Origin of the sequence: Bacteroides caecigallinarum, assembly GCF_016901995.1 — a bacterium.
Taxonomy (GTDB): Bacteria; Bacteroidota; Bacteroidia; order Bacteroidales; family Bacteroidaceae; genus Phocaeicola; species Phocaeicola cellulolyticus.
Window position 1 is genome coordinate 22,457 of sequence record NZ_JACJLE010000017.1, and the last position, 14,061, is coordinate 36,517.

Consider the following 14,061-nt stretch of genomic DNA (forward strand, 5'->3'; position numbering starts at 1 on the left):
TTGAATACTAAATATCAATGTCCATCAACATTCCTTCATAATCAGTATCTTCCAGAAGCTTCTCTATCGTTACATCCGGATTTTTCTTCATATATGCATTTATATACTGCATTCCCATCCAGACACCTATCATCGGCGGTACTTCATCTTTAAGGATTTTATTTGGAGTTGGCTGTATATAGGCACGGATAATCATTGGGTCTGTACTTTCGAGGTGTCTTGATTTCTCCACCCACTCAATAAACGATTTTTTATTCTTCTCACACCATGCCAATTGTTCCTTATCATATCCCAATATACGGGCTCCGTAATCGCTCTCACCAAGCACTTTCTCAGTAATCCACGCAATCTTCCCCCTGTACATCATAATATCGAACAGCGAGCGGTGGTCTTTCTCCCATGGGAAAGGATATAGCCCCAACAGATAAAATGAAATACAGTCAGGCACTATTCTGTCGGGAGACATTGATTTACGCTGATAATTATAATAATACTTCTTATACATAGGATAATCTTCACCCATATACTTGTCAAGGCTTATTCCTATAAGACTGTCAGATACTACTATAGACTGGTTCAATGCCGATATTTGTGAATATACTGCCGGCACTGTCATAGACGGAAGTTCCTTCTTCAGATTAACAAAAGCTTTTGTCAGTTCTTTTTCAAAACTACCGAGGTCCTTATACTTATCTTCCACATCAAGCATCAGATTTACAAGAGAAGTATCGGAATAATATGCACATAACCGGTCGTTTATTTTCTCATCATTCACCGATCCCAGTGCCAGAACATCCTCGATAAGAATTTTTGTCGCATGAGGGAAATCCATATTCATTTTTTGCAGCGAAGTGAAGCTGTTCAGCGCAGAAGCTTCAAACTGCAATCTGTCGTATCTGTGGATTTTTATCTTTCCTTCAGATAAAAAAAAGTCTTCCTGCCTGTCATCGCGACAGGCAGAAAGCACTAATAAACTTAATATTATGATTAAAATGTTTCGCATTAAAAATCAATTATCCGTAGATAATGTTACCATTTTCATCTTTATATTCGTCAAGTCCCTTTTCGTATGTAGCCATTGCACGAAGACTCATACCTACACTTGAGAAACCACCATCGTGGTAAAGGTTCTGCATAGTAACCTTCTTAGTCAAGTCAGAGAACATCACGATACAGTAGTCTGCACATTCATCTGCAGAAGCATTGCCAAGAGGAGACATACGGTTAGCAAAGTCGAACAATTTGTCCATTCCCTTAACACCCGATCCCGCAGTAGTCATAGTAGGCGACTGTGAAATAGTGTTGATACGAACATGATGTTCACGACCATAAATATATCCGAAGCTACGTGCTATTGATTCAAGCAGAGCCTTGGCATCAGCCATATCGTTATATCCGTAGAATGTACGCTGAGCAGCAACATAACTCAATGCAAGGATTGAACCATATTCATTTATGGCATCAAGTTTTTTTGCACACTGAATCATTTTGTGGAATGAAACAGCCGAGATATCAAGAGTCTTGCTCAACATATCGTAATCCAAGTCATCGTATGTACGTTTTTTACGAACATTTGGAGACATACCGATAGAGTGCAATACAAAATCTATCTTTCCTCCCAATACTTCCATAGAACGCTTGAAGACATTTTCAAGATCTTCAACGCTTGTTGCGTCGGCAGGTATAACCTCACAGTTCAATTTTTCTGCCAAAGCAGAAACTTCACCCATACGTACTGCTACAGGAGTATTTGACAATGTGATTATTGCACCTTCTTCTACAGCTTTCTCTGCAACTTTCCATGCTATAGACTGTTCGTTAAGGGCACCAAAAATAATACCCCTTTTTCCTTTAAGCAAATTATAACTCATATATTTAAATTTGTTATTACGCCTGCAAATATACTGCTTTATTTACAATATATGCCACTTTTGCTCACTTTTCTTTAATATTGTGCAGTTTTGCTATAAAAAACTTTAACAAACGCACTTAAAGAATTTTAGCCAAGGAAAGAAATAAGTACACCGGCAGCCACTGCAGAACCTATCACTCCGGAGATATTACTTGCCATACAATACTGCAACACGTGGTTTTTAGGATCATATTTCAATGCTATCTCGTTTGCCACACGGCTCGCCATAGGCACGGCACTCAACCCTGTCGCACCGATAAGCGGATTGATTTTCTTCTTTGTAAACAGATTATAGATCTTGACAAAGAAAATACCGCCTGATATTGAAAGACCGAAAGCAAGGAAACCTCCAATCACGATACCTATTGTTGTCCAGTTCAGGAAAGCGTCAGTAGTCATTGTTGCACCAACCGAGATACCAAGGAAAATGGTTGCGGCATTCATTATACTGTTTGATGCAGCATCGAACAGACGTGATGTGTTCGAACCTATTTCCTTCACAAGATTACCAAACATCAGCATACCTACCAAAGGAACAGCGCTTGGCACGAACAATGCCACTATAGTAGTAACCGCAATCGGAAATACTATCTTCAATACACGCATGTTCTTTATTTCAATAGTAGGAGGATATTTCTTCTCCTGTTCTTTCATATTTATACTGAGTTCCTTCTTGCTGCACCATAGTCTTACAACCAATGGTATGATTACAGGAACAAGAGCCATATATGAATAAGCCGCAATAGCTATAGGGCCAAGCAGATGAGGAGCCAGCTTGATAGTAGTAAATATCGCTGTAGGACCGTCAGCTCCACCTATTATACCCAATGAAGCAGCTTCCTGAGGAGTAAAGCCAACCATTATGGCAACAAGCAATACTGCAAAAATACCCAGCTGAGCAGCAGCACCGAAAATAGACAGACGCAGGTTACGTAGCATAGGACCGAAGTCGGTCAGCGCACCCACACCCATAAATATTACCGGAGGAAGGAAACCTGTCTTGATGAGCATATAATAAATGAAGTTCATCAGTCCCAGTTCGTGTGCTATCTCATGCAGAGGCATTTCCCATATATTCTTCATCACGCCATTCACCATCACCATACCGTTCTCATCGGCCTGTATCACTCCCATCTCTCCTCCAGGGAAGTTGGCAAGCAACACACCGAAAGCTATCGGCACAAGCAACAGCGGTTCGTACTGTTTCTTTATACCCAGATAAAGCAGTACGAAAGCTATGGCATACATTATAAGAAACCGCGGATCGGCAATGATATTGCTGAACGCAGTCATATCGTATAATCGTTCAAAAATCTCTTCCATACATCTATCACTTTATCTTCATTAATACATCATCTTCAGATACAGAGTCGCCGGAGTTCATACAGATGGCCGTAACGGTACCGCCAAACTCGGCATTTACAGCTATATAAGTCTTCATTGCCTCGATATAGCAGAGAGTGTCACCCGGATTAACCTTATCGCCAACCTTCAAAGGTGTTTCCTGAGCCGATTTAGTAAGATAGAATTTTCCTTCAAGCGGAGAAAGCACATCCTTGCCCTCACCAGATGCAGCAACCTGCTGAGCACCATCAGCAGACGCAGACTGTGCTGGCAATGCTGTGTCACCGAAAGCTACAGTCACACGATAAGGCTTTCCGTTCACATCTACAGTGAGCACTTGAGTACCTTCCTTAGGCATTGAACTGCCTTCAGCCTCAGCACGACGTTTCTCCACGTCTGCCAGGAAGTCAGCCTTAGCCTTTCCGCTCTTGTAAGCCTCATACTGAGCCGGATGCATAGCGTATTCGAACAGTTCCTCGTCGTCCTGACCCGTCTCCCATCCTTTTTCAGCCATCATCTGACGGTATTTGTCAAGCTGATCCGGATAATTGTCCTGAGGATTGCCGGTAAAGAATACCCTGCCTTCGCTCTTTGCCTTCTCTACTATTTCATCTGCCAACGGACCTGCCAGTGCGCCTGCCTTACCAAGTATCATATCCCATACATCGTCTGCTATCATAGCCCAGCGTTCCTTACCTTTTTCCATCTGAATGACATTCATCATTGCCAGGTTCTTTACATACTGGCTGAAAGGAGTAACCAGACAAGGATAACCTACACGTGGCCATACGTATGAAACTTCGTTGAACAGTTTGATGAGCAATTCGTCCTGAGTCATAAGTGGCAAATTGTTCTTTGCCTTATATTTATTGATTGATTCCAGATTTGTTTCCAGGTCAGCCATCAGACTACCCATCATACCACCGGGAAGTCCCGGACCTACAAGCAAAGAATTCATCATACGGTTTCTCGGACTGATATACAAGCCTAAGAAATCGTCCATAAATTCCTGTATCATGGTTCTGGCTTTCATATATGCATTCATATTGATTTCCTTCACCTTGAAACCGGCATCCTTAAGCATTGCCTGCACACTGATTACGTCAGCATGTCCGGTACCCCATGACAGAGGGTCCATACCGCAGTCCACATAATCGCATCCGGCCTTGCAAACTTCAAGAATTGAAGCCATATTGAATCCGGGACCTGCATGAGAGTGATATTGTATTGTTATATCCTTGATTTTCTTGATTCCGGCAACAAGTTTACCGAGGAATGCAGGGCGTCCGATACCTGCCATATCCTTGATACATATTTCGTCACATCCGGCATTGATAAGTTTCTTTGCCATATCAAGATAATACTCCACTGTATGTATAGGCGAATATGTGATGCACAGACAGCACTGCGAAATCATTCCGGCATCATGAGAATAATGAATTGAAGGGATAATGTTACGTACATCGTTCAATCCGCAGAAAGTACGTGTAATGTCAGTTCCCTGAACCTTCTTTACCTTATAGAACAGTTTTCTTACGTCTGCCGGAACAGGACTCATTCTCAGTCCGTTCAACGCGCGGTCCAGCATATGTGTCTGGATGCCTGCTTCGTGAAAAGGCTTAGTCCATTCTCTCACAGCCTTATTAGGATTTTCACCAAACAGCAGATTTACCTGTTCAAAACCGCCTCCGTTAGTCTCAACTCTGTCAAAGCATCCCATTTCCACTATCACAGGAGCTATCTTTACCAATTGGTCAACACGTGGTACATATTTTCCGGCACTCTGCCACATATCGCGGAAGACCAGACTGAATTTTACTTCTTTTTCCATTTTCTTAATGTGTTTTCATTTCTTTAATCAGTTCAACTTCTCAATTTTCATTACCTTGCCCTTACCACCTGTAAGTTTTTCCACTGCAATGTTAATCGCCTTCACGGAATCCTCTTCCAATGAAACTGTTGCTACTGCAGGCTTACGTTTGACTTCCTCTTCGGGTGGAGCAAATTTGTTAACCGCCTTAATCAGAAGAGTACTAAGCCAGATAATAATGAGAAGGATTACGAATACCGTGCACATACCTACGAGCATCAGCATCAGACCTGTTCCAATATTTTCCATATATATCTAATTTTAATGTATTATCGACACCATTTAAAGCCATGCCGCTTAAAAGGCGCCCAAATATACCAATTAAATATATTGCATTGATACAAAAAACTTTTAAATTATCAACATTCATAACTTTGAAATACATTTTACATATTTAATCAGAATAAAATCCCAATATTGTCATTCATACATTATATTTTACACCTCAGTGTAATCCATCTTTACACTACTGTAAAGAAACCTTACAGTTGCCACAACAGTCATTTTTATCAACTATCACTATATCAACGAATTACATTTCTGGCACGGTTATGGCATTATAGTTAGTGTAAAAACAACCGTAAAATGAAAAAAATATTTATACCCATAATTCTAATTTTGGCAGGAACGCAATGCATGACTTACGGAAGCGACACCACATCCGTTGCCGATACCTTACGTACAATGACACTACGCGACTGTATGGAATATGCAATAGAATATTCCACCAAAAATGAAATACAAAAACTTGACAATGCCGACGCCCGTACTGAGAGACGCGATGCGATACTAAAGACATTCACCCCGTCTGTTTCGGCAGGAACATACGCCTACAGTAATTTCGGACGTGCCGTGGACCCTGAAACAAACACCTATACCAATACCACATCTTTCAATAACGGTTATTCACTGAGCGCAAGCATCACACTGTTCAACGGATTTTCCGCCATCAACAATATCAGAATTTCGCAGACAGCCGTAAAGATGGGAATCTCGCAGGAAGACAAGCTGCGCGATGAACTGTGTCTGGCAGTTATGGAAGCATACTTCAATGTACTGTACCACACTGAAATGACTGAAGTTCTCCGTAAACAAGTGGAAAACTCGAAAGCCAGCTTGCTGCTGATGCAGAAACAATATGAAACGGGACAGAAAAGCCGACCTGATGTGGCACAGATGGAGGCCGACCTTGCCGACAGGGAATATCAACTGGAGACATCGTACAACAACAGCCAGGATGCACTGCTCACACTGAAATCCGTAATGATGTGGCCCGTGGAGGAAGAGCTCAAGATAGACCGCACGATGATAGACGAAAAATATTCGGCACTGGTGGAAGAAGAGGACCGAGCGGATGAAATAATGGATTACGCGGTCAGCTCACAGCCATCAGCACTCATAGCCAAAGGCACGATGGACAAAGCCAAATTTGCATTGAACACGGCAAAATGGCAGTTTCTTCCAAGTCTGTCGCTTAGTGGTGGATGGTCAACCAGTTACTACAGTTATCCGGGAAACGACTCTTACAATGTACCGTCATTCAATTCGCAGTGGAAAAACAACTCCGGCGAATACATTCAGTTGAGCCTGTCCTTTCCTATTTATGACAGACTTTCAAAATTTTCAAACCTTTCGAAAAAGAAAAACGAGTACCGGCGCGCCGAGGCACAATACCGACAGACAGTACACGACATCAAGTCTGAAGTACAGCGTGCAATACAGGACAAGACTGGTGCCCGCAAGTCGCTTGTACTTGCCATGAAACGTTCAAAGGCACAGGAAGCCACCTATCTGCTACACGAAAAGAAGATGCGTCAGGGCATGGTATCCCCTATCGACTATCAGACAATTACAAATTCTTTCCTGAACTCACAGGCGGAAGAGCTGAACGCACTGCTGCAATATTATTTGAAACGCAGCGTAGTGAAATATTATAAAGGAATAAGTTACATAGAACAATAAAAAAAGTATAACATATCATGGACAGAGCAATAGAAAAGAAAAAAGGAATGGCACTGGTGTTCAGCAAAAAAGCTTTACCATACTGGGGTGGTGGGCTGCTGTTGTGCCTTATAGGATACATCCTGATAAGAGACAATGTAAGCACACTGAGAGTGAATGCGGAAACCCTATCAATAAACAAGGTTATGAAAGGCGAATTCAATGACTACATCCGTATCTCAGGTCAGGTACAGCCGATGACAACCATACAGCTTAGTCCCCTTGAAACAGGAGTGGTGAAAGAGATATTCATGGAAGAAGGTTCGCACGTAAAAGCCGGCGACAGAATCCTGCGCCTTACAAACGAAAACCTCGATATGCAGATATTGAACTCGGAAGCCGACCTTGCAGAAAAGGAAAATATCCTCCGCAATACAATGATTTCGATGGAACAGCAACGTCTGAGCGTAAATCAGGAAATGCTGCAACTGGAAATGGAAGTAAGACGCTATCGCAGAACATACGAATCGCAAAAATCTCTTTACGCCGAAGACCTGATAGCCAAAGAGGACTATCTGAAAGCCGAAGAAGACTATCAGTTGGCAAAGGACAAACTGGAACTCGTAAAGGAACGTTCCATACAGGACAGCCTTTACCGCAGCGTACAGGTGGAACAGATGCAGGAAAGTCTGAGCAATATGCGAATCAATATGCAGATGATACGCAAGAGAAAAGACAACCTTGTGATTACTGCCCCTATAGATGGCGAACTGGGGTTGCTTGATGTTGTTCTCGGTCAGTCTGTACCGTCGGGCAGCAAAGTTGGACAGATAAATACCCTTGACAGCTATAAGATAGAGGCCCAGATAGACGAACACTACATCGACCGTGTCACTTCAGGGCTGGAAGCCGATTTCGAAAGACAGGACGAATCGTTCCATGCCGTCATACGCAAGGTCTATCCTGAAGTACGCGACGGAAAGTTCAAAGCCGACTTCAAATTCAGCGGAGCACAGCCTGAGAATATCCGCACAGGCCAGACATACTATCTGAACCTGCAATTGGGACAACCTGAAGAAGCCATAATGATTCCTCGCGGCACATTCTATCAAAAGACAGGTGGACGATGGATTTATGTGATTACCGAGGACGGTTCGAAAGCTTATAAAAGAGAAATACGTATAGGTCGTCAGAACCCTCAGTATTACGAAGTGCTTGAAGGTCTGCAACCGGGAGAAAAGGTCATCACATCTGGATATGACAATTTCGGTAACAATGACTGTCTGGTGTTGAATTAATAAACTTAAAAACTCACAAACTTAAAAACTCAAACAATATGATTAAAGTAACTAACCTCAGCAAAGTTTTCCGTACAGAAGAAATTGAAACTACAGCATTGAACGAAGTGTCTTTCGAAATAAACGAAGGTGAATTTGTAGCTATCATGGGGCCGTCAGGATGCGGCAAGTCAACATTGTTGAACATCCTCGGTCTGCTGGACAATCCTACAGGAGGCAGCTATGAACTGTTGGGACAGGAAGTGGCAAACCTGAAAGAACGCGAACGTACAAAATTCCGCAAAGGTAACCTTGGTTTTGTGTTCCAGAGCTTCAACCTGATAGACGAACTGAATGTGTTTGAAAACGTGGAACTGCCTCTGAAATATCTCAACATCGGTGCGGCAGAACGCAAACAGCGTGTTACGGAGATTCTGAAAAGAATGAACATCAGCCACCGTTCACACCACTTCCCACAGCAGTTGTCCGGTGGTCAGCAGCAGCGTGTGGCAATAGCCCGTGCCGTAGTGTCAAACCCTAAGTTGGTACTTGCCGACGAGCCTACAGGTAACCTCGACTCAAAGAACGGTAAGGAAGTTATGGATCTGCTGACAGAACTGAACTCTGAAGGCACAACTATAGTAATGGTGACACACTCACAGAAAGACGCGTCAGTCGCACAAAGAATCATCAACCTTTTCGACGGACGTATCGTGGGCGATGTAAGAAATGAATTGTAAATACAAGTCTGTTAGTTTTAAGTTTTAGAGTTTGTTGAGAACAAACTCTAAAACTTGAAAACTCAAAAACTCAAGATGATATGAATGAATATAAGACATACTTTAAGTTCCTGAGCCGAAACAAGGTTTTCACGTTGGTAAATCTTGCAGGACTAAGCATCTCGCTCATGTTCATACTGCTGATATCGAACATGGTATTCAGGCAACTTACTGTAGATAAAGATATGAAGGATGCCGACAGGACGTATATAATGGCAAGCGAAGAAGATGCATCTGGACATTACAATTTAGGAGACAAACTGCAAAGCCGCTATCCCGAAATAGAGGAATGGTGTGCCATTTCCGGATGTGTTGAATATCCGGTAATGTCTGAAGACAAACAGATGACTTTGTACGTAGGTATGGCAAAGAAGAACTTCTTCAGTTTCTTCGGTTTTCCTCTTCTGTATGGAAATCCTGATGATGTGTTGATTTCGAATGACAATGCAGTCATAAGCCAGTCGGCAGCTATTAAGATGTTCGGAACCACAGATTGTATAGGCAAGACCTTCAAGACTATACAGCCAATGGCAACAAACGAATACAAAGTTACAGGTATTATGAAGGATATAGACAACTCTGTCATTCCTCATGAATGGGAAATAATTTTACCATTCGAAAATATAAAATACTATAATTATGGTTCTGCAATAGAGAATACACACATGAGTAATTCAGGTGGGGCAAATCTATTCTTCCGTCTATTACCGAACACAGATCTTAACACCAAGGCTGACGATATAGTTTCATATCTCAAGACATTTTACTGGATATACGAAGGCGGAACATACAAAACTGTAAAATTCATTCCTGTCCGTGAGTTTTATTTTTCAGACATACAGTCTTCAATAGGCTTGAAACAGTACAATTATAAGGTTGTTGTGACCTTTATAATAATAGGAGTACTCGTCCTGCTGATGGCTATATTCAATTACGTGAGTATGAGTGTGGCGCAGACCAGCTACAGAGCAAAGGAAATGGCGACAAGACGTATCTTAGGCTCTTCACGGAAAGATATTTTCTGGCGAATGATACTTGAGTCGTTTATACTTACAGCAGCATCTTTCATTATATCCTTCATACTTGCACTGGCAGTGGAGCCATACGCCATGGATTTGCTTAAAGTTAAACTTGATATACTGGGCGACGTATCATATATTACAGTAATATCATACATCCTGCTTGTTGCGGTTCTGGCATTCGCGTCAGGCATCGTGCCGGCATCAATATTATCAGGATACAATCCTATGGATGTGGTAAAGGGAACGTTCCGACGCAAGACCAAACTGGTGTATTTCCGCGGACTGAATATATTCCAAAGCTGTCTTACTATAGCATTGCTGACTTGTTCTTTCTATTTCAGCATGCAGATATACAGAATACTCAATGCTCCTCTTGGTTATGAATATGGCAGTATAATAGACTATCCTGTCATGGCGGGCAATGAGCAGATGAGACAGTTCCGTAGCGAGGCACTGAAACTGCCTTTCGTAAAAAGAGTTTCTTTCGCTTGCGGAACACCAAACGATGGAGGAAACAACTATACAAACTATTTAAACAGTGCCGACACACTGAAATGTATGAGTTTTCAGACATTCATTGCTGATTCATCATTCTTGCAGATGTTTGACATCAAGATTACAGAAGACCGTAGAGTCGGGAACACCGACAATGGCTATTTCGTAAGCGAAAATGCCATGAAAGAATTAAGTTCAATAGGTCAGGGCCCTGATTATTACGTCAATAATTATGGAGATAAATTCAACATTATAGGTCAGTTCAAGGACTTCAAGATACGCTCATTGATGGATGAAGTTCATCCTCTTCAGATGAGAATTCTTCCGGTAGAAAAGGTTTCACCATGGAATGTGCTGGTAGAAACCACATCGGCGAATGAGGAGTACAAACGACAGCTTGATGACTTGTTTTACGAAATAATAGGCGGAATACCTTTCGACTCAAAATGGTATCATGACGAAGTGCTCAATACATACGACAATATAACACGTCTGAACAAGACTATCGTCATTTTCACATTTGCGGCACTCATCATATCATTATTGGGACTTACAGCCATGAGCCTCTACTTCGTATCACAACGCAAACGCGACATATCCATACGCAAGGTTTTCGGTTCAAATTCATGGATGGAACAATGCAACCTGATGAAGTTCTCAATGAAATCACTGCTCATAAGTTTGGTTATAGCTGTTCCGCTCATCTATTTTGGCATACGTCAGATAGACAAGTTTGTGGAATATGATCCTTACTTCCAGTGGTGGATACCGGTAACAGCTTTTGCCCTGGTGGTTGTCTTTTCGTTAGGTTCCGTCTGGCTTATCAGCCTGAAAACCACATCGGACAATCCGGTGAATAATCTTAAAAGTGAATAATAAAGAACTTGACTATAGTATCTATAATAACTTTTAAAAAATCAAAGTGATGAGAAACATTATCAGACTATTCAAAGGTGCAGGAATACTTAATCTGTTAGGTATGACAGTTGCCTTTGCAGCAATATATATTATAATGGTTCAGGTGAATTACGACTGGAACTACAACAGCAAAATCAAAGACTTGGACCGTATATTCGTTGTGACACATAAGGACTGGTTCGACGAAGGGAAATACAGTGTGAACATGAGCCGCCCTGTTATGGAATCATTGATAGAACAGTCGTCAATGGTTGAATCGTATGCTGTTCTACAAGGGAATATTCAGACTGAAATAAAAATAGCAGACGGCAATGACAACAGGACATTCGAGCTTAACACCATGCAGGTGACAAGCGGCACATATGACGTATTCGGAATAGAAGCCGTTGCAGGTACTTTCCAGGGTATAGGTGAAGAAAATGTAGTGGCACTCAGCGAAAGAGCGTCACGCAGACTGAACCTGAAACTTGGCGATGCAATTCAACTGGAAGGCGAAAAGGACAAGAGAACCGTTTCTGCCATTTTCAAGGACATGGCGATGAACTCCATATTCGGAGAAACAGATCTTCTGTACAGTAATATTTATGAGAAAGAGTCATTAGACAATTTCGGCGAATGGTCTTACAGATATTTTATAAAACTTAATGACAAGAACAACGTAAATGCTTTCAGCGAAAATGCCACCAACTTTACTAAAAATCTAGTCAACGAAATGATAAGTTCCAATCCGGATATGGAACTTCCTACTCAGGAAGAGATAGACGAATACGTAGGCAGAAACACAGTAAAAATATTCCCGCTGGAAGGATTTCAGTTCGAGTTAAAAATTACAGACAATACCATAGTTTACCAATGTAACATTATCACTACAATAACATTGTTCATAGTATCAGTGCTTATACTTGTCATCACACTGATAAACTATCTGAACTTCTTCATGGCACAGATTCCGGCAAAACTGCGTTCTGTAAATACAAGGAAAATTCTTGGCAGTTCCAGATTGTCGCTTGTAATGGGCTTTATGGCTGAATCGGCTATATTGGTGGTGGTTTCGCTTTTCTTTTCATATATTGTGATAAAGATTATAGGCAGTTCCACATACGCCGAACTTATAAGCTGTCCGCTGGATCTTGGATATAATGCCGCAGTGGCGATACTGACAGTTTTTGTCGCACTGATAATGACTGTTGCGTCAAGCATATATCCTGCAATGCACGTCACTTCATTCTCTCCTGCCCTTGCCATTAAGGGTACAATGGGCACAGTGAGCAGAGGCAAGTCATTCAGATATATACTTGTAGGTTTCCAGTTCTTTATATCTATCCTGTTCGTGCTGTGCGCATTCTTCATCAAGATGCAATACGACTATATGATGAACTACGACATGGGATTCAATAAGGAATCGCTGTTCACGGCATACGTTCCGGTAAACTCAAACAATCACGATTTATACACTACCGAACTTCAGAAGAAGACTGCCATCAAGGAAGTGGCATGGGGAGCATCATCTCTGGTCAGCGTATATAGAATGGGTTGGGGAAGAGAATTCAACGGTAAGAATATAAGCTTCATCAGCTATCCAGTCTCATACAACTTCCTGAAGTTTATGGGTATAGATATTGTTGAGGGACGTGACTTCACACAGGCAGACGAAAAATGCGAAAAAGGTATTTTCATATTCAACGAAATTGCTAAAGAAAAATTCGGATTCAGCCTTGAGAGCAAAGTTAGCGGACATATAGGTGAAACTGATATTGCCGGTTTCTGTGAGAACTTCAAGTTCAAGCCACTTCATTATAAGGAAGAACCGTTCGCATTCTATGTTTTCGGCAAGAACCCGTGGTGGCCTGTATGTCACCTGTATATCCGAAGCAATCCTGGAGCTACTTACAGCGAAGTACTTCAGGCAGTGAAAGAAGTGGTGGCCGATATTTCGCCGAACTTCAACACCGAAGAAATAAACCTGAAGTTCTTCGACGAGGAACTTGGAACACAATACCGTAAGGAACAGAAACTAATCAGCCTTATAACGCTGTTCACCATACTTGCAGTAATCATATCACTGATGGGAATAATCGGTCTGCTTATGTTCGAAACCAAGTTCCGCAGAAAGGAAATAGGTCTGCGAAGAGTTCATGGGGCAAGCATACGAGAGATACTGGAGATGTTCAACCGCAAGTTCTTCTACATACTGCTTATAAGCTTCCTGATAGCTGCACCTGTGGGATATATTGTAATGGATTATTACTATAGCACATTTGCCTACCGCTCTCCGTTGCACTGGTGGGTATTCCTGCTAGCATTCGTAATGGTAGCAATAATTACCGTAGGAGTTGTCACACTATGCAGTTATAAGGCAGCTTCGGAAAATCCGGCTGAAACGCTGAAAAATGAATAAAAGAGATGACGAGGCTTCTTTTCAGGTGACAAGGCTCCAGTTACAAGGAAACAAGGTTCTCCATCCGGATAAGACCTTGTCAACTCGTCAACTTGTCAACTCGTA

The 14,061-nt window shown here is 41.8% G+C and carries 10 protein-coding genes; 5 read left to right on the forward strand and 5 right to left on the reverse strand.

Annotation, left to right across the window (positions count from 1 at the left end):
* Positions 1–7: 7 nt before the first annotated feature.
* From H6A61_RS06180 to H6A61_RS06200, 5 genes are all read right to left on the reverse strand, one after another.
* A complete protein-coding gene (locus H6A61_RS06180; protein ID WP_154043927.1) occupies positions 8–1,003 on the reverse strand; it encodes a gliding motility lipoprotein GldB in 996 nt (331 codons plus the stop codon).
* Between the two features lie 10 nt (positions 1,004–1,013).
* Positions 1,014–1,871 (reverse strand): enoyl-ACP reductase FabI, encoded by an 858-nt coding sequence (locus tag H6A61_RS06185; RefSeq protein ID WP_154043928.1) that lies wholly within the window; start codon positions 1,869–1,871, stop codon positions 1,014–1,016.
* 128 nt (positions 1,872–1,999) lie between these two features.
* Complete coding sequence (locus tag H6A61_RS06190) at positions 2,000–3,235, reverse strand: sodium ion-translocating decarboxylase subunit beta (protein WP_204392119.1); 1,236 nt, start codon at positions 3,233–3,235, stop codon at positions 2,000–2,002.
* 7 nt (positions 3,236–3,242) lie between these two features.
* Positions 3,243–5,087 carry a biotin/lipoyl-containing protein gene (locus tag H6A61_RS06195; protein WP_204392121.1) on the reverse strand — a complete coding sequence of 615 codons (1,845 nt, stop codon included), beginning with the start codon at positions 5,085–5,087 and terminating at the stop codon, positions 3,243–3,245.
* A 27-nt stretch (positions 5,088–5,114) separates the two neighbouring features.
* The gene (locus H6A61_RS06200; protein ID WP_154043931.1) at positions 5,115–5,375 is read right to left on the reverse strand and encodes an OadG family protein; all 261 of its coding nucleotides are present in this window, start codon (positions 5,373–5,375) and stop codon (positions 5,115–5,117) included.
* Positions 5,376–5,711: 336 nt separating this feature from the next.
* On the opposite strand from H6A61_RS06200, the gene H6A61_RS06205 reads away from it, so the two are divergent.
* From H6A61_RS06205 to H6A61_RS06225, 5 genes are all read left to right on the forward strand, one after another.
* Positions 5,712–7,088: a TolC family protein gene (locus H6A61_RS06205; RefSeq protein WP_204392123.1), complete on the forward strand. Its 1,377-nt coding sequence runs from the start codon at positions 5,712–5,714 to the stop codon at positions 7,086–7,088.
* Positions 7,089–7,105: 17 nt separating this feature from the next.
* On the forward strand, positions 7,106–8,365 hold the full coding sequence (locus tag H6A61_RS06210; RefSeq protein WP_204392125.1) for an efflux RND transporter periplasmic adaptor subunit: 1,260 nt from the start codon (positions 7,106–7,108) through the stop codon (positions 8,363–8,365).
* A 38-nt stretch (positions 8,366–8,403) separates the two neighbouring features.
* Positions 8,404–9,084: an ABC transporter ATP-binding protein gene (locus H6A61_RS06215; protein WP_154043934.1), complete on the forward strand. Its 681-nt coding sequence runs from the start codon at positions 8,404–8,406 to the stop codon at positions 9,082–9,084.
* An 80-nt stretch (positions 9,085–9,164) separates the two neighbouring features.
* Positions 9,165–11,516 (forward strand): ABC transporter permease, encoded by a 2,352-nt coding sequence (locus H6A61_RS06220; protein ID WP_204392127.1) that lies wholly within the window; start codon positions 9,165–9,167, stop codon positions 11,514–11,516.
* Positions 11,517–11,565: 49 nt separating this feature from the next.
* The gene (locus tag H6A61_RS06225; RefSeq protein ID WP_204392129.1) at positions 11,566–13,956 is read left to right on the forward strand and encodes an ABC transporter permease; all 2,391 of its coding nucleotides are present in this window, start codon (positions 11,566–11,568) and stop codon (positions 13,954–13,956) included.
* Positions 13,957–14,061 lie beyond the last annotated feature (105 nt).